General features: G+C 60.8%; 14 protein-coding genes. 9 read left to right on the top strand and 5 right to left on the bottom strand.

What is annotated here, in order from left to right:
- Positions 1-23 precede the first annotated feature (23 nt).
- From MchiMG62_RS04125 to MchiMG62_RS04100, 6 genes are all read left to right on the top strand, one after another.
- Entirely contained in the window at positions 24-1,034 is a 1,011-nt protein-coding gene (locus tag MchiMG62_RS04125) for a GNAT family N-acetyltransferase (protein ID WP_221058006.1), read from the top strand.
- A gap of 192 nt (positions 1,035-1,226) precedes the next feature.
- The gene (locus MchiMG62_RS04120) at positions 1,227-1,613 is read left to right on the top strand and encodes a DUF8044 family membrane protein (protein ID WP_221058005.1); all 387 of its coding nucleotides are present in this window, start codon (positions 1,227-1,229) and stop codon (positions 1,611-1,613) included.
- A 57-nt stretch (positions 1,614-1,670) separates the two neighbouring features.
- Positions 1,671-2,468, top strand: a complete 798-nt coding sequence (locus MchiMG62_RS04115) for a DUF7982 domain-containing protein (protein WP_221058004.1) — start codon at positions 1,671-1,673, stop codon at positions 2,466-2,468.
- Between the two features lie 454 nt (positions 2,469-2,922).
- Positions 2,923-4,005 (top strand): CapA family protein, encoded by a 1,083-nt coding sequence (locus MchiMG62_RS04110; protein WP_221058003.1) that lies wholly within the window; start codon positions 2,923-2,925, stop codon positions 4,003-4,005.
- Positions 4,002-5,237 carry a glycosyltransferase gene (locus MchiMG62_RS04105; RefSeq protein ID WP_221058002.1) on the top strand — a complete coding sequence of 412 codons (1,236 nt, stop codon included), beginning with the start codon at positions 4,002-4,004 and terminating at the stop codon, positions 5,235-5,237. Before MchiMG62_RS04110 ends, MchiMG62_RS04105 begins: the two co-directional genes overlap by 4 nt.
- Before the next feature lie 63 nt (positions 5,238-5,300).
- Positions 5,301-5,525 carry a hypothetical protein gene (locus MchiMG62_RS04100; RefSeq protein ID WP_054847332.1) on the top strand — a complete coding sequence of 75 codons (225 nt, stop codon included), beginning with the start codon at positions 5,301-5,303 and terminating at the stop codon, positions 5,523-5,525.
- 104 nt (positions 5,526-5,629) lie between these two features.
- Here the strand turns inward: MchiMG62_RS04100 and MchiMG62_RS04095 are convergent, their stop codons facing one another.
- The gene (locus MchiMG62_RS04095) at positions 5,630-6,973 is read right to left on the bottom strand and encodes a right-handed parallel beta-helix repeat-containing protein (RefSeq protein ID WP_244987792.1); all 1,344 of its coding nucleotides are present in this window, start codon (positions 6,971-6,973) and stop codon (positions 5,630-5,632) included.
- A gap of 658 nt (positions 6,974-7,631) precedes the next feature.
- Here MchiMG62_RS04095 and MchiMG62_RS04090 point away from each other — a divergent pair.
- Positions 7,632-8,807 carry a glycosyltransferase family 4 protein gene (locus MchiMG62_RS04090; protein WP_221058000.1) on the top strand — a complete coding sequence of 392 codons (1,176 nt, stop codon included), beginning with the start codon at positions 7,632-7,634 and terminating at the stop codon, positions 8,805-8,807.
- 185 nt (positions 8,808-8,992) lie between these two features.
- Positions 8,993-11,179, top strand: coding sequence for a DUF2206 domain-containing protein (locus MchiMG62_RS04085; protein WP_244987791.1), 2,187 nt, complete (start codon positions 8,993-8,995; stop codon positions 11,177-11,179).
- A gap of 37 nt (positions 11,180-11,216) precedes the next feature.
- Here MchiMG62_RS04085 and MchiMG62_RS04080 read toward each other — a convergent pair whose 3' ends face one another.
- From MchiMG62_RS04080 to MchiMG62_RS04065, 4 genes are all read right to left on the bottom strand, one after another.
- The gene (locus tag MchiMG62_RS04080; protein WP_221057998.1) at positions 11,217-12,458 is read right to left on the bottom strand and encodes a lipopolysaccharide biosynthesis protein; all 1,242 of its coding nucleotides are present in this window, start codon (positions 12,456-12,458) and stop codon (positions 11,217-11,219) included.
- Positions 12,459-12,708: 250 nt separating this feature from the next.
- The gene (locus tag MchiMG62_RS04075; protein ID WP_221057997.1) at positions 12,709-15,273 is read right to left on the bottom strand and encodes a CARDB domain-containing protein; all 2,565 of its coding nucleotides are present in this window, start codon (positions 15,271-15,273) and stop codon (positions 12,709-12,711) included.
- A gap of 400 nt (positions 15,274-15,673) precedes the next feature.
- Positions 15,674-17,326, bottom strand: coding sequence for a hypothetical protein (locus tag MchiMG62_RS04070; protein ID WP_221057996.1), 1,653 nt, complete (start codon positions 17,324-17,326; stop codon positions 15,674-15,676).
- A gap of 229 nt (positions 17,327-17,555) precedes the next feature.
- Positions 17,556-19,109 (bottom strand): right-handed parallel beta-helix repeat-containing protein, encoded by a 1,554-nt coding sequence (locus MchiMG62_RS04065; protein WP_221057995.1) that lies wholly within the window; start codon positions 19,107-19,109, stop codon positions 17,556-17,558.
- A gap of 323 nt (positions 19,110-19,432) precedes the next feature.
- Here MchiMG62_RS04065 and MchiMG62_RS04060 point away from each other — a divergent pair, with 323 nt between their 5' ends.
- Positions 19,433-20,026: a hypothetical protein gene (locus MchiMG62_RS04060; RefSeq protein WP_221057994.1), complete on the top strand. Its 594-nt coding sequence runs from the start codon at positions 19,433-19,435 to the stop codon at positions 20,024-20,026.
- Positions 20,027-20,078 lie beyond the last annotated feature (52 nt).

Genomic DNA, 20,078 nt, shown 5'->3' with positions numbered 1-20,078 from the left:
GCGGAAATTGCCGATAGATTGATATGATGGCAAATGACCTTGAAGCAAGAGTTCTTGAGTTCCAAGAGTACGGTTTGTGGAACGAACTTGCTGTTCAGTCTCCTCAAGGAACCATCTTTCACAATACCGACTACTTGCAGGTGGTTGCAGATGCCTCCTCAAGTAAACTCAAAATCTATGGGTGTTTTAAAAATGATGAACTGTTAGGTGGGTGTTCGCTGTTTGTAAAAGACTGGGGCGGGGTCGTTTCTTATGCGGTATCATCGGGACCGCTCACCCCATATGGAGGTTTTCTCCTCCCGGGCCCGGACACCTCAAAAGTGCGCGAAAGTGAATTGGTCCAACACGGCATCATCAATACACTCTGTGACAGCATCCGGGAAGATCGCTATTCTTCAATAACCATAACCAACTCGCCGGATTTGCCGGATATTCGACCCTGTTTATGGCGTGGCTGGAAGGGAAGTGTGGCGTATACGTATTACATCGATTTAGAGGGCAATTTTCCTGAGAGGTTTTCAAAGAGCGTTCGAAGAGAAGTAAGGAAAGCAGAAGATACTGGTTTGCATATTGAGAAACTCAATGATGTTGCGACGCATCATAAGTTACTTACTCAAGTATTTGATCGTCAAGATCAGGATACTCCAGTTGAAGAGAATTTTTTTACGAGCATGCTTGGCCTCACTGAGAGAAAAAAATGTGGCGGCATGTGGGTTGCACGAGATGAGTCTGAAAATATCTTAACATCCCGCATCTGGATCTGGGATAACAAAAGGGCATACGCCTGGAGTGCAGCTTCGAACCAGGAATTTCGGGATAGTGGGGCAAATCGGCTCTTATTTGTCAGCCTTCTTGAGGAGATGCAGAAGATGGGATTTCATCAGGTCAATATGATGCATGGAAATACACAACGCCTGAGTTATCATGCGACAGGGTACAATCCAATTTTGGTGCCGTATTATAGTGTTGCAAGAGGCGATTTTGTCTATAACCTGGCATCGACCATCCAAACGGCAATAATGAACCGCAGATGAGAGTGAAAAGCGGGGCACTAGAAGGATATCCCACGGAACAGCCCCGAAAGTAAGCGTGAGCACCGCCGGGTGCGAGCGGGTGTCCTCTCCCGGTAACAGCGCTTTGGGATGAACTCATGCATAGTATTGTTCGTACTCCGCCGGATCAGCGGTAGTGCTGACGCTGTGCGCTATCATTTTTGATCGGCAGGGATGGGGAGATATGATGGCATAGTGGGGCCACCATCAAACCCGCAGGCCGTCTCCGGGATCTGCCCGGGCCTCACCGAAGGGAATATATGTAATACCCACGATTTCAGGCATGTTCCACCGATGCGTAAAAGAGATATTGCACCAATCGCCCTGATGGTCTGGATGCTCACCGTGAGCAACCTTATGGGTATATCCTACGGCTCGGACTTAAAATATTTTATAGCCGTCGCGCTTGTAGGGTTCTTCGTCATTCTCTACCTGATTCATCCGGTTTTCTCAAAACCGGGGTACATCCGCAATACCTACCGTATGGGAATTGTGTGTGCGGCGCTTTTTTGTCTGATCATTTTCCTGAGAGTACTGGAGCTGATCGAATACTTGAGATGACCAGCATGCAAGGGACGTTCCACCCCCTATCCAACGGGTTGCCCTTAGATACCAGGTATGACAATGAACGGGTATAACCATTACAGAATCGGCTCCTACCTCCTCATCGGCTTTGCACCTCTGCTTATCCTTGCAGCCGTACTCACCGATCCGCAGGAATACATGCAAAGCCCGTTCCTCATGCTGAGCGCAACCTGTTTCATCGGAGGAGGCTTTCTCTTCGCTCTCAGCGGAGATAAACCCATAGATGCATGGCTTGCCGGCCGACTCTCCGTGCAGGGCATCCCCACCCTCGGCCACATCATCCGTGACATGGGCGGCTCCGGGCCCGCGGTTTTTCTTCCACCGGAGAGCGAAGGTGGGAGAGTCACGCAATTCACTTCGACCCGGTCCGATTACAGATCCTTTGCGGCTGAAGGCGGCGGATTCGCGTACCATAACGGGAGCACGGGTATCCTGACTCCTCCCCTGGCGGCTCCCCTCCTGGATGACCTAAAGAATGACAACGATCTCGCCCTCCCAAAGGATTACAGTCTGCTCATGGGAGCGATCCGCGAGGTGTGCGAGGAAACTCTTTCGGTTACCGAGTGGATGGATATCCGGAGAGACGGTGATCGGGTAATCTTCACGCTGCACAACTATCTGCTCTTTTCAGGCTGCGCTTCGCTTCACGCGGATTCCCCTGAGTTCTGCATGCTCTGTCCATGCTCGATCTGCAGCCTGATCGCATGCATGATCGCTGAGGGGCTCGGGTGCGAAGTCAGCCTGAACCGGACTGCTCTGGACGATGCCGACCGTTCACTCCGAGTAGAACTGTCCTGCGCCTTCGCGGGAAAATCCTCGCTACCGGCCTGATGGATATTCAAGGAGAGAAGAGTCGTTGCGGCATCAGTCCCCTGCTTCATCACCGGTCAGTGGGGGTAACTTTCATCATCTGCCGCCCGGCGATCCCGGTACATACTCGGTGCACAAGCAGTTAATGGTTCGGCATCCCGAGTTCCACCGACCGGTGCCGCACCATGCTCCACCGGGATTCGGGAGCTCCGGGAAAGCCGTATGCGTCGGGATACGCATGCTGGAGGTCAAAATCAGGGCAAAATATATATTCTCGGATCGCCTGTCAGGGACTCAACGTATCGGGGAGGGAAGGCAGTATTCACGATTATCCGTACATGATACCATCTCTCGCAGATGCCGGCAGAGTTCCATCTATCCGGCCCGATGGGATGGAGGCCTTCAGATCGACGATGAAGACCGGCTGCAGGCCCGGATCTTCCGCCCCGGGCAAACATTCCGCAGGAGGAGCGGTGTGACATCGGTGCGGCTGCGAGCGGTGGGAGACGTGCTGCTCTGGATGAGGAACGGCAAGAGGCCTTTTGCCCTGGTTCAGCATGAACTCCGGCAGAAAGACCTGCTCTTCGGGAACCTGGAGACGGTGCTCTCCGAGAGCGGAACCGAGAGGAAGAAACGCTGGGTCAATACAACCCCCCCGGCGGCGGGTGAGTACCTCAGAGAAGCCGGGTTCGACATCCTCAGCGTGGCGAACAACCACACGCTCGATATGGGCCGGGAGGGGTTTGAGAAGACCCTCGAAGGGCTTGAGGCACGAGGCATCGCCTACGTCGGAGGGGGAAGAGGCGATGAAAAACTCCCGGGGCTGATCGTCGAGCGGAGCGGGATCAGGTTCGGCTTCCTCGCATACACGACCGGAAGGTTCCGGTCGCCGCCGGGTGTCACCGTGGCCAAACTGAAGAGGAAGAGCGTCATCGAAGATATCAGGGCGCTGAAGGAACGCACCGACCACGTCATCGTCTCCCTGCACTGGGGGATCGAGAACACCTATTACCCCTCGCCCGACCAGGTCAGGCTTGCTCACGCCTTCATCGAGAACGGGGCAACCCTGATCCTCGGGCACCACTCGCATACCATCCAGGGGCTGGAACGGTACAAAGGCGGCCTGATCGCGTATTCGCTCGGGAACTTCCAGTTCGATACCGAGATCTTCAAGGAAGGGATCAACAGCACCATGATCCTCTCGGTGGACTTCGACCGGCACGGCATCCGGGATTACACGACCATTCCCTGCGTCATCAACAGCGACTTCCAGCCCGAGGTGGCGAGGGGGCAGACCAGGAAACTGGTGGAACGCTGGATAGCGAAGTGCTCCGAGAGGGTGCGCAACGGGGGCGTCACCCGAACGTGGTGGTTCGAGCAGATCGGCGCGGATTACCTGGAGTACAACCTGGAGAGTTACCGTTACCGCATCCGGCAGCACGGGCTTGCGCCCCTGCTTGAGTGCGGGGTCTGGCTCTTCACGCCGTTCTGCCTGAACTGCTACGCGGGCCTGATCCGGAAACGGCTCCGGGAACGCGGCACGGGGGGACGGGCATGAAGATACTGCAGGTGACCCCGTTCTTCAAACCGCTCTGGGAATCGGGCGGGGTGGCACGAGTCGCATACGACATCTCCCGGACCCTGCACGCGAACGGGCACGATATCACGGTCTACACGACGAACCGGAGCATCTACCCGAACGATCTGCCGACGAACCGCGTCACCTCCGTCGACGGGATGAACGTGTATTACTTTGAGAATTTACGAAAATACGCCCCGGGTGTGACCCCGCCGGTGATGCCCTACCGCATGCCGGCGGTCGCGAGGCAGGAGATTCCCGGGTTCGACCTGGTCCACATCCATGACCACCGCACCATGCTCACCATCATCGCCTCGCACTACGCGAGGAAGTACGGCATACCCTACGTGCTCCAGGCGCATGGGGCGCTCCCACAGGATACGGGGTCCAAACGGATGAAGCGGCTCTTCGACCGGTTCTGGTCGGATACGGTGATCCTCGGCGCTGCGGGGGTTATCGCGCTCAACGAAACAGAAGCGGAGCGCTACCGCGAGCTGGGTGTTGCCGACGAGAAGATCGCGATCTTCCCGAACGGCATCGACCTCGCCGAGTACCCCTCCCTTCCCGCCCGCGGCAGGTTCCGTGCGGCATGGGGGATCGACGACGCCACGAAGGTCGTGCTCTACCTCGGGAGGCTCGACCCCACGAAGGGGATCGATCTTTTGATCCGCTCGTTTGCCGTGGTTGCGCGGGAGTTCGACGACGCCGTCCTGATGCTGGTGGGTGGGGATATGGGCCACAACGATGAGTTCAGGCAGCGGGTCGGGTCGCTCGGTCTCGACGACCGGGTGGTCTTCACGGGGTTCGTGAGCAAGGAGGAGAAGATGGCGGCGTACACCGACGCCGACGTCTTCGTGACGCCGAGCTTCACCGGATTTCCCGTCACGTTCCTCGAAGCGTGTCTCTGCGGAACACCCATCGTGACGACGGGGAAGGGCGATCTGCTCGGGTGGATCGACAACACCGTCGGGTTCAACACCGGGTATACGCCGGAGGCGCTCGCCGGCGCCATCGGACGTCTGCTTACCGACGAAGCGTTGCGGGAAAGGTTCGGGGAACAGGCGAAAGAACTCGTCCGGACCAGGTACAACTGGGAGACGATCGTCCGCGACATCGAGACGTTTTATGCGAAGGTTGCCGGGAGCGCGGAAGGGAATGCACCGGCGGACGTCTCACGAGAGGCGGTCCCGAAGGCCCCGGACACCTTTTGATTTTTTCCGCCCGGCAGAGCCGCTCCCGGGAATACCCGGCATACTCTCAATAGAGGCCGGAGCATGAGAAGAACGAAGTTCTTCGAGAGCGCGAAGTCCGGATGGGTATTGACAGCCCCCTTCGCGTTCTTCGCGTCTTCGCGTGAGGCAATTGTGCGGGAACAGCGATGCAGTCTCGCGCGAAGGCGCGAAGGCGCGAAGTTGGTGAAGGTGTTCGCAGTTCCTTTCGCGCTCTCGCACCTGACGGTGCTCGAACTCCGGCCCAAAGGGCCGTCGTTCTTCGCGTGAGCCGCAGATATGAATAATCCGGAGGGGATTCGTCCTCAGGAGGATTTAACAAAACGTAAAAAAGATTAGGACCGGGCCCGTCAGGCCCGATGGTATCGACCGGTTTACTCGCCGGCAGACGCAACCGCCATGCCGTCCGTCTGGACGTTCTGGCCGCCTTCGACCAGGAACGCCTTCTCGGAGGCGGAGGTTACCTCTCCCGTGTACTGGACGTTCTGGTTGTTCTTCGCCCAGACGAGCGTATCGACCCGGTCACCGGAGGCGTGGATGTCCACTTCGGCATTGCTGAACTGGCCGTTCGTGCCGCCGAGGCTTGCACCCTTGCCGTCGATCCCTGCCGGGTTCACGAGTTCGAAGTTCTCGATCCGGATGTTGCTCGCGAGGTCGACCTGGAGGCCGTAGCCGTGCGAGTCGATGCTCGTGCAGTTCTCAAGCACCAGGGCGGGGTCGGTCGAGCGGCTCGGGATGCTGTAGTAGCCGGCCGGCTTACGGTGGGTGTAGTCGGTCTTCCCGGCGCCGGTGTCCTTGTCGACACAGTCGTAGAGTTTGCCGCCGTTCGTCGCGTAGAACCCATACAGCGAGTTGCCTTCCGCGACGCAGTTCTTGAACGTCACGTCGGCGTTCGGGGCGTAGTATCCGCACCCGAAGTAGTGGGTCGACATGTCGCTCTGCTTGTAGGGCACCGACGGGTAGGGTTTCTGCCCGTTGTTCTTGCTCGTGCAGTTCTCGAGGACGGCGTTCGTCACCTTCGGGTCGAACTCGAAGTGGAACCCGGACTCCAGGTTACCCTCAGCAAGGCAGTTCGTCACTCTGAGACCGTCCATGTCGTTCAACTCCGCGAAGTCGAACCCAGTGATCCAGGGGTTGAACGCGCCTTTGCTTCCGCAGTTGATCGCCTGACAGTTGTCATAGCGGACGTCCTTGATCACCTTGTTCGTCGATCCCCAGGCATTGTGGAGGAACCCGTAGGTGCCGGTGTCCACGGCCTTGCAGTTGACGAACTCGACGTCTTCAAGGGTCGGGGCATAGACCGCCGGATCGTGGATCAGGAGATAGACCGCCTGGATGCTGGCATCAGCGGTACCCGTGATGTTGTGAATCTTCGCGTGGCTTGCACGGATAGTCATCACACCGAGCCACTTGACGCCGCTGCTGTAGCCGCTGCCCTCGATGTGGAACCCGTCGAGGGTCACGTACTCCTTGTCGACGCTGATACGTCCATCGCTGGTGAAGACAAGGTTCGTTGCATCCGGACCCTGTCCGGAGAGCGTCGTGCCTGCCGGCGGCGCGATGACGCCGGCGCAGTTGAACGTACCGTCCGAGAGGACGACGTTACCGCCTTCGGGCAGCGCGGCGAGCGCCGCCTGGATCTCGGCCTGGTCGTCGACTCCGTCACAGACATAGTCTGCCTGGTTCTTCGACAGCTCGGTGCTATCGCTTGCAGCCACAGTGAGCGTGGCCGGACTTGCGGACTCGGCTGCACTTACCGGAGAGAGTGCCCCAATAAAGCAGCACACCAGAAGTGCTGCAGCCAGTCTCAGTATATTCTGCCTGTCTGTCATGCCATTCAGCCTCTCTGTGAGGTATCACTACCGTCTTTCCATCGCAATATAAATATTTTACCGTGAAAATAAAATTAATTTGAGGAGTTAATCGGCAATATGGGCCGCACCGATGCGATATGCTGTGGTGACATGGCATCATAACAGAGATCGTTTTCTGCAAAAAGATATTATATAACTAGTTTGATTAAAACCGAAGATTACAAATACTCGCGCTTCCCGCCACCGTTCGACGGGAGTGACCCTCCCCGAAACGCTTTCATCCGAAACGGATGGGGGTTCGGTCTCGTGCGCCGGCATGGCACGGGCCATCCGGCCCTCGCTACGAGGCGACGGCGTGAAACGGCAAGGATTCCATACCGCTTGCGCGTATCGAAAACCGTTGCGGCCTGATGCAGCAGAAAGACCATGTAGAGACGCCGGGAGGGAAACGGCCGCCGCGGTAGATGCCGCCGGCTCTCTGCAGACCCCACCAGGGTTCATCCGTCAAACAACGCTTCAGGGCACAATCTCTATATAGAGCATCCTCATAGAGAGGGCCCCTATGCGCGTGGCGTGCCTGACCTTCTGGTTCTACGACTACACCATCCAGATGGCAAACGAACTTGCCCGGCATACCGAGGTGCTGCTGCTGCTCCCGGACTACAGGTCGGAAGAATATGTGGAGAGCATCGACCCGACCGTGAAGGTTCACATCTTCGGCTACTCGCGATACGCCGGGAGGTTCGGTCCGTCGTGCTACCCGGTGCTCAAAGATATCGTCGCCGCAATCGACGACTTCGCACCCGACGTCGTCCACTTCCAAGTGAACAACCCCATGCTCTGTCCGCTCCTCCCGATGCTCCGGAAGCACCCGCTGGTGGCGACGTTCCACGACATCGAACCCCACCCCGGCGAAGACCGTCTCCTCGACGCAGGTTCGCTGCTCTACCGGCTCACCCTCTTCGTATCAAGGGTCATGCCCGACCGGATCTTCGTTCACGGGAAGGCACTCCGGGAGACCCTGGTGAAGGACTACCACGTCCCGGAGCGGAAGGTGCACGTCATCCCCATCGGCGAGCACGAAGTGGCGCCGTTCGTGAAGTTCGAGCGGGCCGACCTGGAGCCGGACGGCCGGCGGGTCCTCTTCTTCGGACGCATCCACCGCTACAAGGGGCTCGACTGCCTGATCCGGGCGGAGCCGCTCATCACCCGGGAGATCCCGGACGCCCGGATCGTCATCGCCGGAACGGGCGAGGAGTTCAGCCGGTACGAGGAGGCGATGGCGGGCCGGGACACGTTCGAGGTCTACAACTACCGGATACCCTATGAAGAGGGCGCCCGGCTCTTCCAGCAGGCGAGCGTCGTGGCGCTCCCGTACCTCGAAGCGTCCCAGAGCGGCGTCATACCGACCGCGTACGGGTTCCGGCGGCCGGTGGTGGTGACCGACGTGGGGAGCCTGCCCGAGGTCGTCGACGACGGTGTGACCGGCTACGTCGTGCCGCCGCGGGATCCGGAAGCACTGGCAGCCGCGATCGTCCGCCTGCTGAAGGACCCCGGGGCGTGCCGCCGCATGGGGGAGCGGGGTTACGCGAAACTGAAGACGGACATGGCCTGGTCGACGATAGCACGATCTCTCCTCGCTGTCTACGGTGAACTGGCATCCGCCCGGGGGAAGGGAAACGTTCCCGCGGACGAGGCGTTCGCCGATAACGCCCCTGCTGCCGGGAACGAGCGTTGACCGGATCTCCCTCCCGCAACGGGGCCCGAACCGGCGCAACACATTAATAGGTTGGCCGGGGAGTAGGTGCACCGATGCAGCAGGCGGCCCGTCGGGTGTCACCGAAGGAGAAGATTCGCTGCCCACACACGTAGCCGGCCAGAGACATGACAAGGGATACCATGCACCTTCGAAACCCGTTCCGAATGAATGACTGGGATAACAGAACGTTTTTCTGGACATTCCAGGCGATCCAGTTCGTCTTCCTCGCGGTGGTCTGTCTCGATCTCATCGGGTATTACGTACCGATTGCCAGGGAAGCCCTGGCGTTCCTGTATCTCACCTTCCTCCCCGGGGTCCTCGTGCTGAAGGCGCTCAGGCTCCACGATCTCGGCACAATCGAGACGGTGCTCTACTCCGCCGGGCTGAGTCTCGTGATCGTCATGCTCACCGGCCTTACCGCCAACGTCGTATATCCGCTGCTCGGGTACACGCGGCCGTTCTCGTTCCCGATCCTCCTCCTCACGCTCGTCGCCGTCGTGCAGGTTCTGCTCTACCTCGCGCTCACCAGGGATAAGGGGCGTACCGGTGAGAGCCCCAGGCTCGCCGTCCCCTCCTCCCCTGCGGTACCGTTCCTGATACTGCTCCCGTTCCTTGCGATCATCGGAACCTACATGCGCAACAACTACCACATGGTCACGCTCCTCTTCCTGCTCCTCGTCCTGATCGCCGTCATCGGTCTCGCCGTCGGGTTCGACCGCTTCATCCCGAAATCCTGCTATCCGCTCGGGATCTACGCCATCGCGTTATCGCTCCTCTACCATACCTCGCTGATATCGGAGTACGTCTGGGGTTACGATATTCACCACGAACTCCACCTCGCAAACGGCGTGCTGATCTCGGGGCTCTGGGACATGGCCATCCCGTATAACACGAACGGGATGCTCTCCGTCGTTGCGCTCGTCCCCATCTACTCGCTCATATGCGATCTCGACCCCGTCTGGATCTTCAAGATCGTCTACCCCCTTCTCTTCGCGCTCGTGCCGCTCGGGCTCTACCGGGCGGTCGAGAAACAGACGGACGCGAGGATAGGGTTTTTCTCGATCTTCTTCTTCTTCTCGTTCTTCACGTTCTACACGGAGATGATCTCCCTCGCCCGCCAGCAGATCGCGGAGCTCTTCCTCGCGCTGACCGTTCTTGTGATGATCGACAAGACCATGGACCGGGGGAAGCAGGCGTTTCTCATGATCGCATTCGCGTTCGCCATGATCGTCTCGCACTACGGGCTCTCGTACATCTACCTCTTCTCGCTCGTTCCGGCATGGCTGCTGCTTGCCGTTCCCGAGCGCCTGCAGTCCCGGCTGCCGGAGAGGCTCGCCAGGGGCGCGGCCCTCCTGAGGCACGATCCCCTCGCTCCGGCGGGAACCGGCGGGAGGACGACACCGGTGAGGACGCTCATCCTCCCCTACATCGTCATCTTCGCCGTCCTGGTCTACCTCTGGTACTCGACGGTCGCCGAAGGCACGGCGCTCGCTACCGTCACCGGCATCGGGGACAAGATATGGAATACCCTCTTTATGGACTCATTCAACCCGACAACCGCCCAGGGGATGCATATCCTCACCAGCCAGTCGACGACGCCTCTCCACGGCCTCGCGAAGATCGTCCATGTCGCCACCCAGGCCCTCATCGCCGTCGGGCTGCTTGCAACCCTCGCAAGACGCGAGCGGTGGCGCATCGAGCCCGAGTATCTCGCCGTCTCGCTCGTTTTCCTGCTCATCAACGTAGCCGGCATCGTCGTCCCGTTCTTCGCAAGTTCGCTCAACACCAGCAGGCTCTACCACATCACCCTGATCTTCCTTGCCCCATTCGCGATCATCGGCGGCATAGCGCTGTACGAGAGGTTGACCGGGTGGATACGCGCAGTCAGGGTTGCCCCGTTCATGGGGACGGCGTACCAGGCCCTCTCCGTATTCTTCGTCGTCTTCTTCCTCTTCAACAGCGGGCTCCTCTACCAGGTCATGGACGACAACCCGACATCGATGGCGCTCGACACCGCCGGCGACAAACCGGTCTTCAACAGCAGGGAGGTGCAGGGGGCAGTATGGCTCTTCTCAGAGGGGAACGAGCGCCCGGTCTACGTCGACGGCACACGCTGGTGGCTCCTGCTGGGGTTCAACCCGGGCAGCCAGCGGTACGTTCCGGCAAATGCGTCGCTGCTGGAACCCAACTCCTACCTCTACTTCGGCACGTACAACCTCGTGCGGGAGAGCATCCGGATCGAGACGCAGGATCAGGCGGTCACCACGGCAACGTATACGGATGCAGACCGGTTCATCCGGAGCCGCCACCGGATCTACGACAACGCCGGTTCCGCCGTCTACTACCGGTGAAGAACCGGCCCGGGTTCCCATAGCGCGCCGGAAAAACCTATAGCCATCCTTTCTTCTTCAGGATCAGACCGACGAGGAGCGTTCCGGCGACGTACGTGGCGAGCCACGCGTATCCCATGCCGATGAGGCCGAACCGGTTCATCAGGGTGTAGCCGAGCCCGAGCAGGGCGACGCTGATAAAACCGCTGAGGACGACGAGGCTCCGGATATCGTTTCGGACCTTCGCGACGGATATGAACGTCTGGCAGACGGAGACGAAGAGGGCGGATGCGGCAAGCACGCGGAGCAGGGCCATCCCTTCGACGTAGTCCTTACCGATCAGGTTGAGGATCTGCTCTCCGAAGAGGGAGAGGCCGATGATCGCGGGTATGAGCAGGGCGAACATGCTCGCGAGCGTCCGGAGAACGCTCCTCTTCATCTCCCCCCCGTGGCTTCCCTCGACGAAGAGCGAGGTCGTGAACGCGTAGGGGATCATGAAGAGGATCGAGACGATCGCGTAGGTGATGTAGTAGTTGGCGGTGCTCTCGGCCCCGAGCACGTTGAGCACCATGATCGGGATGAGCATGTTCGGGGCGGACATCAATATCCCGGCGACATACGCACCGGCGGAGAACTGCCATGCCTCCCGCAGGAAGACCCGGTCGACGCACGGCGTCGGCCGGACAGAGCACCGGGCAAGGAGGATGAGCGCCAGGACGAGACCGAGGATAAACGAGAGGCCGAAGGCGCCGAAGATGCCCACCGCGCCGAGGAAGACCAGGGGGACGAGGAAGAGGATCCGCGTCCCGTAGAGCAGGTTCAGCGCGAAGTAGTGTTCGGACTTCCGCAGGGCGTTGAACGCACCCTCAAAGACCCAGGTGACGGAGTAAGACCCGAGGATGACGAGGTAGAGCGGCGCGATCGATCTGACGATGGCGAGCTCGGGAGCCAGGACGTCGACCGTTGCGATGAAGAAGAGGCCCGCACCGAGCGCAACCGCCGTAGGGACGAGGACGGCGGTTCCGAGCACCCTGTTCTTGTCGCGGGTCGGAAAGAACCGGATCACCGACTGGTCGAGACCGAGGCGGGAGATGAGGATGAGGAGGCCCATCGACGACATCAGGGCGGTTGCAATACCCACGTCCGCCTGCGAGTAGAACCGGGCGGCGATCATCCAGAAGAAGAACCCGAACCCCGCTGCAACGAACGACGAGGCCATGATAAAGAACGAATTCCGGATAAGCGGCTGCTGTAGGTGCTGCCTGACCTCACTGAAGTTCTTCGGGAGCGCTACTGCCATTCGGCCGCCTGTATCGGTCGGCACCTATATAGATGTATCCGCCGCTCCAACCCCGCGAGAGCCGGAGATCCTCCGGGAGAGAACGTTCAGGGCCGTGTTGCACGATGCGGCAACGGACGATGCCTGCCGGATCCGGGGAGGAGCGCCGTCCATAACCAATATGACCAAGCACCGTACAGGTGTTACGGGGCGGCACCCGTGGCAAAACCAGGAGGAGAGGAGGGATCAACCACTCCTCCCGATAGATGCTTTAGAGAGAAGAGGTCCTGCCGAAGAAGAAGTCGGCGATCAGGGCAACATCCTTCCAGTCCACGGTGCCGTCTCCATTAACGTCGGCAGCCGGGTCGGACGGCGTTGTTTTCTGCGCCATCTCGGCAGCGATCGTCACGTCGACCCAATCGACGTTGCCGTCTCCGTTAAGGTCGCCCCTGACGGGAACCGGCAGACTTCCAACGACAATCTCTTTGCTCATGACATTGTTGGTCTCATCGCTCTCGGCGATCCGGTTGACGTCGTCGACGGTGGCCTTCACGGTGTGCGTGCCCACCATGGCCTTCCAGGTTGCACCGGCCGAGCCGCCGTTCGCGGTCAGGGTAACCGATGCACCGGGAGCGATGGCCGTAGCGTGGGTGTCCGACCAGACGCCGGGGCCTGCCGCGCCGTCATCGAACGTGAAGAGGACGCCGTGCTTGGTGCCCGCAGGCGTCGCGGCGGTACCCTGGTTCTTGATCGTGGCCTTGAGCGTCACCGCATCCCCGGTAGCGGGGTTTGCCGGCGTCCAGGCGATGTCGGTCACCACAAGGTCCGGCTTCCCGGAGGGGGCCGGCGTGGTGGGGGTGGGGGTCGGGGTGGACCCCGACGCGGCCTTCGCGACCGCGATCTGTTCGGTGCGAACGTTGTTGGCATCGTTCGACTCAGCAATCCGGTTGACGTCGTCGACGGCGGCCTTCACGGTGTGCGTACCCTCGACGGCCGTCCAGGTTGCACCGGCCGAACCGCCGTTCGCGGTCACGGTGACCCAGGAGCCGGGGGCGATCGATGCCGTGTGGGCGTCGGACCAGACCCCTGCACCGGCGGCACCGTCATCGAACGTGAAGAGGACGCCGTGCCGGGTGCCCGCAGGCGTGGGGGCGTCGCCCTGGTTCTTGATCGTTGCTTTCAGCGTCACCGCATCCCCGGAGGCGGGGTTTGCCGGCGTCCAGGCGATGTCGGTCACCACAAGATCCGGCTTCCCGGAGGGAGCCGGCGTGGTGGGGACGGTCGGGGTCGGTGCCGGCGAGCCGGTGGACGTCACCTTCACGTTCTGGAGGGTCGCCTGACCTGCCGGAACCGTGCTCACGACGGTCACGCCGGGGGAACCGGCGGGGAGGGTCTTTGAGACGATCTCCATCTCCTTCACGAGGACGTTCTGGGTCCTGTAACCCTCGATCACGAACGGTTTTGCCGCATCGGAGACGATCTGACCGGAGAAGACGGTGTTAACGTTCTCCTTCGCCCAGACAAGCGTCTCCACGCGGTTGCCGGACGCATAGATGCTCACCTCGGAGTTATCGAACTGGCCGTTCGTGCCGCCGAGGCTCGAGCCCTTGCCCTTGTACCCGATCGGGTCGATCAGGTGGAAGTTCCGGATCTTCACGTTGTTCGCGAGGTCGACCTGGAGGCCGTAGCCGTTCGTGTTGATGCTCGTGCAGTTCTCCATCACGGTAGAAGGGTTGACCGAGCGGCTCGGGATGCTGTAGTAGCCGGCAGGCACCCGGTAGGAGAAGTCGGTTCTCCCGGCACCGGTGTCCTTCTCGACACAGTTGTAGAGCTTGCCGCCGTTCGTCGTGTAGAACCCGTTCATGGAGTTGCCCTCCGCGACGCAGTTGATGAACGTCACGTCACAGTTCGGGGCGTAGTAGCCGCACCCGAAGTAGTGGGTCGACATGTCGTTCTGCTGGTAGGCCCGCGTCGGGAAGGGTTTCTGCCCGTTGTTGTTGCTCGTGCAGTTCTCGAGGACGGCGTTCGTCACCTTCGGGTCGAACTCGAAGTGGAACCCGGACTCGAGAGTGCCCTCCGCATAGCAGTCCTTCACGCGAAGGCCGTCCATGTCGTTGAGCTCCGCAAAGTTGAACCCGGTCACCCAGGGGTTGAACGCTCCGAACTTGCCGCAGTTGATTGCCTGGCAGTTCTCGTAGCGAACGTTCTTGATCACCTTGTTCGTCGTCCCCCAGGCGTTGTGGAGGAACCCGTAGGTCCCGGTGTCCACGGCCCTGCAGTTGACGAACTCGACGTCTTCAAGGGTCGGGGCATACACGGTAGGATCGTGGATCAGGAGGTAGACCGCCTGGATGCTCGCATCCGCCGTTCCCGCGATGTTGTGGATCTTCGCGTGGCTTGCACGGATGTTCACCACGCCGAGCCACTTGACGCCGCTGCTGTAGCCGGTTCCCTTGATGTGGAACCCGTCCAGCGTGACGGACTCGCGGTCGACGTTGATCCGCCCGTCGCGGGTGAAGACAAGGTTCGTCTCCGATTCACCTTCCCCCTTGAGGGTGGAGCCTGCTTTAGGAGAAATGATCCCTGCGCAGTTGTAAGTACCACTGGAGAGGAGGACAACACCGCCGGATGACGGCAGGGCATTCAGTGCTGCCTGGATCTCCACGTGATCGTTGACCCCATCACAGACATAGGCAGCCGCCGCTTTATCGGCCGCACTGCTGTCGCTTGCCGCGACAATCGTGGTGGGAGTCGCTTCGAGCGCCCCGACAATCGGGATGAGCCCGACAATCAGGAACACTGCAATAAGAAGCTTCGTTGTCCGTCTATCTCGCATTATCTCACCTCTTGGGAGATACTCCATTATCTGATAGCCGTATTTTAAAAGGTTTTTTAAATAAAATGGGCTGATTTAAAAGATTTGAATTTTAAAATAACCAGCCATTAACGGCATAATCGATAATTTCCATCATTTTGGGAATTTGTGCCCCGACAAAAAAGAATATATACAAATTCGAAATTTAGCGCATACGCCCACAGAATACGCGCCTCGACCGGGGATCCTCGGGGGTATTCCGGACGGGTGAACGGGGGCAGAATACTCAATATAATACGGCAACTAGTATAAAACTCGCGGAATTGTGCGACACCCCGCACCCGGCCGACCGCGGCGGCAACTACCCCCTGCCGCACCCCGGCCGGAAACGGCACCGGTGATCCCGGGGACGTACGGGCAGTCAGAGCGAGCCCGAGGTGACCGCCACGTTCTCAAACGTCACCGCACCGGCAGGAACCGTATTCGTGAGGATGACGCCGTTGGTGAACGGTGCGAGGTTCGCGGAGACGATCTCCATATCCCTGATCCGGACGTTCTGCGTGCGATCGCCCTCGATCACGAACGGTTTTGCCGATTGCGAGACGATCCTGCCCGAATACTCGACGTTCTCGTTGTTCCTTGCCCATATCAGCGTCTCCGCCCTGTCGCCCGATGCATAGATGTTGACCACGGAGTTAGACAGCGGCCCCCCCTGCGATCCTCCGAGGTTCGTCGCCTTTCCATCGATCCCGGCCGGATTCTCCAGGGAGAAGTTCTTGATCAGGACATCGCTTGCGAGGTCGATATGAAGGCCGTAGCCGTACGAGTCGATGCTCGAACAGTTCTCAAGCACGAGGGACGGGGCTATCGATCGTGTCGGGGCGGCGTAGAACGATGCAGGCTCCACGATCCGGTAATCGGTCTTCCCGGCTCCGACATTCCGGTCGACACAGTTGTAGAGTTTGCCGCCGTTCGTCGCGTAGAACCCATACCGGCTGTTCCCCTCGGAGTAGCAGCTGATGAAGGTGACGTCACCGCGGGGCGCGTAGTAGCCGCACCCGAAGTAGTGCGTGGATCGGTCGTCCTCGCGGTAGGCCTTTGTCGGGTAGGCTTTCTGCCCGTTGTTCCTGCTGATGCAGTTTGTGAGGATGCAGTCGCGCTTCTCGGGATCCCACTCGAAGTGGAACCCGGACTCCAGGTTACCCTCAGCGAGGCAGTTCGTCACCCGGAGACCTTCGATGTCGTTGAGCTCCGCAAAGTCGAACCCGGTCACCCAGGGGTTGAACGCCCCGTCGCTCCCGCAGTTGATCGCCTGACAGTTCTCGTAGCGAACGTTCTTGATCACCCTGTTCGTCGACCCCCAGGCGTTGTGGAGGAACCCGTAGGTCCCGGTGTCCGCGGCCTTGCAGTTGACGAACTCGACGTCCTCGAGGGGAGGAGCGTAGACGTCCGGGTCGTGCAGCAGGAGGAAGACCGCCTGGGTGGTGGCATCGGCGGTCCCCTCGACAGCGAGGACCTTCGCGTGGCTCGCATAGATGGTGACCACGCCGAGCCAGAGATCGGGCTCGGTCTTCGGGTATCCGGTGCCCCTGACGTGGAAGTTGTAGAGCGTGACGGACTCGCGGGAGACGAGGAGCCGCCCGTTATCGGTGAACTCGATGAACGTCGCATCCGCCCCCTCCCCGCGAAGCATGGTCTTCGCGCCCGGGTAGATGTTCCCAGCGCAGTTGAACGTGCCTTCGAGGAGAGCGACCGTGCCGCCCGAGGATAGTGCATCGAACGCCGCCTGGATCTCCGCCTGGTCGTCGGTGCCGTCGCAGACGATGTCGGCCCGGGCCTTCGCTGCAGCGCTGCTGTCGCCTGCCGCAACGACGATCGTCGGCCCGGCAACTTCCGGGGGCACCGCCGGCGTCGTGGGGATGGGGGTGATCGGGGGAGGGGGAGGGGGAGGGGGCACCGGCACCGGAGGGTAAAAGTGCATGATCAGCACGGCGGCAACGATCACCGTGAGTATGATCGCGACGGCGATGAGGATGCGCCGTTCTCTCGTCCCCAACTGCAGTCCTGCCGACATGAAAGTACCCGTCCGTTATTGCTGCTACCCGGGGTCGTGCGGAGCCGCGAGAGCCCGGCGACACCTTCCGCCCCGGATCAACCCCTATGGCACGGAAGTACCATTTAAGGGTTTAGCCGGCCCGTCCTCACCGGAGGGTTCCGCCGGGGATTCCGGAAAGGAAACGGCCGACTCTGGAGGTCGAGGGATTTACGCATGAAACCTTCCGCACCACGGGCGCCCCGGGGACCTATGCCGCACCGCCGGCCGGCAGCACCTTGAGACCCGTCAGGTCCACACCCCCTTCCAGGTTCCACTCGACCGCCACCGGGCGGGGAGCATCGGAGACGATCGTCCCGGAGTACGCGACGTTTCTGTTGTTGACGATGGAGACCAGCGTCTGCGGCCGGTCGCCCGACGCGGAGATATCGATGACCGAGTCGGAGATGCCCGCATCGATCGTCGAGTTCACCGGGAGTTCGCCGGACGGGCACCCGAGCATCGCCCCTACACCGTTGATACCCGCCGGATCGGTCATGGTGAAGTTCCTGATGAGCGCGTTCTCCGTGCCGCAGACAAAGAGGCCCCAGCCGTACGAGTCGAGGCTCCGGCAGTGATCCATCACGATGGACGGGCTCTTCGAGACAGGCAGGGATTGGAGGATGCAGTAGGAGATGGGTTTCGCGGAGGTGCCGGCGGTCGAGTTACGGCCGGTCTCGCTCTCGGTGCAGTTGTAGAGGAGCATGCCCTCCGGGTTGATGACGAAGAACCCGAACGCACCGTTCCCCTCTGCCCGGCAGTTCACCAGCGCCACTTCCCCTCCCGGGAGGTAGAAGCCAGCGCCGAAGAAGTCGGGGTCGCCCACCAGGTAGTCGTCGGGATAGGGTTTCCGGCCGTTGTTGCGGCTCACGCAGTCGGTGAAGACGCAGTCGCGCTTCTCCGAGTCCCACTCGAAGTGGAACCCGGACTCCAGGTTGCCCTCCGCGAGGCAGTCCGCCACCCGGAGACCCTCGATATCGTTCAACTCCGCGAAGTTGAACCCGGTCACCCACTGGTTGAACGCACCGTTGCTCCCGCAGTTGATGGCGGAGCAGTTCACGTACCGGACGTTTTTGATCGTCGTGTTCTCAGTCCCCCAGGCGTTGTGGAGGAACCCGTAGGTCCCGGTATCCGCGGCCCGGCAGTCGGCGAACTCGACGTCTTCGAGGACGGGGGCGTAGACGTTCGGGTTGTGCAGGAGGAGGAAGACCGCCTGGATGCTCGCGTCCGCCGTGCCCGTGACGTTGTACACCCGGGCATGGCTCGCGTAGACGGTGAGCACCCCGTGCCACCGGGTGAGGTCGAGGGTCGTATCCGTACTCGCATTCACGTAGCCCGAGCCCCGGATGTGAAATCCATCCAGGGTGACGCTCTCCTCCGAGACGTTAAGGAGGCCGTTCCGGCTGAACTCGAGGGACGTATTCTCCGGCCCCTGCCCGAGAAGCGTCGCTCCGGCGGCGGGGATGAGGCTGCCCGAACAGTTGAACGTGCCGTCCGAGAGGACGACCGTGCCGCCCGGCGGCAGCGCATCGAGCGCCGCCTGGATCTCCACCTGGTCGTCGAGGCCGTCGCAGACGTAGTGCGCATCCGCTGCAGCGCTGCTGTCGCTCGCCGCCACAACGATCGGCGCCGCGGGCGTGGCGGCAACACCCTGGACGAGCAGAAGCCCGACAACTACGCCGACCAGGAGAACGACCGGCAGGTCCGCGGCGGGTGGGCGTGGCCGGGATGGATCTGACGCTTTTTGACGCAGGCGGGTAGTCATCACGCTCCTCGATCATATCGTACGGGCTACCGGGTAGAGGTGTCGGAAACTTCACCCCGATATAGCAGCAGAGATATAAAAATTCATGCGCGAAGAAATAGCCATACGCCATCATACACAGGGGTTCCGGCACCCACGCGGGCGGCGGTCGGAACCGTCCCGGATACCCGGGACAGCCACCTGTCTTCATCGTGCCGCCGACTGCCGGCCCGGATCGCCCCCGGTGCCGGGGCGGAGAAATGCGGCCGGACCAGCCGTTCGGCGGGGCGATGCGGGTCGCCGGTGGAATTGTATATAAAGAGATACAATATTATTCGGGAAATATGTCCAGCAAGAAGGAAGTCACCATCGGGATCACCATCAACCTCGAGAACTACGAAAATCTCCGCCTCGAGGTCGAGGGAGATGTAGAGACCCACGAGGATGTGGACGACCTTATCACATTCCTCGACGGGATCCTTGCCCGGCTCGGGCGCGGCGATCAGGCAACCGCCGAGCGCGTGGATGCATACCGTCGCCGCGTTCTCGCGGCAAGGCCCGCGGTCCGAGAGGCACCTCTCCCGGAGAAGAAGGCGCCTGAGCCGGCAGCCCCGGTGACGGTGGCGGAACCGGCTGCCCGGGAGGAGGAGAAGAGAGCCTGCCCGACGCCCGAGGTCATCGAGGCGGCGATTCCGCCGGCACCGGAGCACCCGGAGCCGCCCCGGGTGCCGAGACCGCCCGAGAAGCCGGAGGAGAAGCCCCCCGTACAGCCGGAGGCGGCACCGCCGCAGCAGGAACCGGTTCCGGCGAAACCGTCCGGGGTTCCGGCGGGGGATGTCTGCGAGGTCTGCGGGGCGGAAGTGACGAAATCGCAGGCAAAACTCTCTCAACTCTTCATGAGCAAAACGCTCTGCAAGAAGTGCATGGAACAGCCTTAATTCCTGCAGGATCCGCGCGATGAGGAGAAACCAACCTGGAGGATATAAATAC

Origin of the sequence: Methanoculleus chikugoensis (assembly GCF_019669965.1) — an archaeon.
Classification (GTDB): domain Archaea; phylum Halobacteriota; class Methanomicrobia; order Methanomicrobiales; family Methanoculleaceae; genus Methanoculleus; species Methanoculleus chikugoensis.
Note: the sequence above shows the minus strand (reverse complement) of the source record. Positions and strands in the feature narration are given on the sequence as shown.

Bases quoted from the DNA above. Each gene is read 5' to 3' on its own strand.
- MchiMG62_RS04060 (WP_221057994.1), top strand. From the start codon at position 19,433: ATGTCCAGCAAGAAGGAAGTCACCATCGGGATCACCATCAACCTCGAG.
- MchiMG62_RS04100 (WP_054847332.1), top strand. From the start codon at position 5,301: ATGAGAAGAACGAAGTTCTTCGAGAGCGCGAAGTCCGGATGGGTATTG.
- MchiMG62_RS04105 (WP_221058002.1), top strand. From the start codon at position 4,002: ATGAAGATACTGCAGGTGACCCCGTTCTTCAAACCGCTCTGGGAATCG.
- MchiMG62_RS04065 (WP_221057995.1), bottom strand. From the start codon at position 19,109: ATGACTACCCGCCTGCGTCAAAAAGCGTCAGATCCATCCCGGCCACGC.
- MchiMG62_RS04120 (WP_221058005.1), top strand. From the start codon at position 1,227: ATGGGGAGATATGATGGCATAGTGGGGCCACCATCAAACCCGCAGGCC.
- MchiMG62_RS04090 (WP_221058000.1), top strand. From the start codon at position 7,632: ATGCGCGTGGCGTGCCTGACCTTCTGGTTCTACGACTACACCATCCAG.
- MchiMG62_RS04115 (WP_221058004.1), top strand. From the start codon at position 1,671: ATGACAATGAACGGGTATAACCATTACAGAATCGGCTCCTACCTCCTC.
- MchiMG62_RS04085 (WP_244987791.1), top strand. From the start codon at position 8,993: ATGAATGACTGGGATAACAGAACGTTTTTCTGGACATTCCAGGCGATC.
- MchiMG62_RS04070 (WP_221057996.1), bottom strand. From the start codon at position 17,326: ATGTCGGCAGGACTGCAGTTGGGGACGAGAGAACGGCGCATCCTCATC.
- MchiMG62_RS04080 (WP_221057998.1), bottom strand. From the start codon at position 12,458: ATGGCAGTAGCGCTCCCGAAGAACTTCAGTGAGGTCAGGCAGCACCTA.
- MchiMG62_RS04125 (WP_221058006.1), top strand. From the start codon at position 24: ATGATGGCAAATGACCTTGAAGCAAGAGTTCTTGAGTTCCAAGAGTAC.
- MchiMG62_RS04075 (WP_221057997.1), bottom strand. From the start codon at position 15,273: ATGCGAGATAGACGGACAACGAAGCTTCTTATTGCAGTGTTCCTGATT.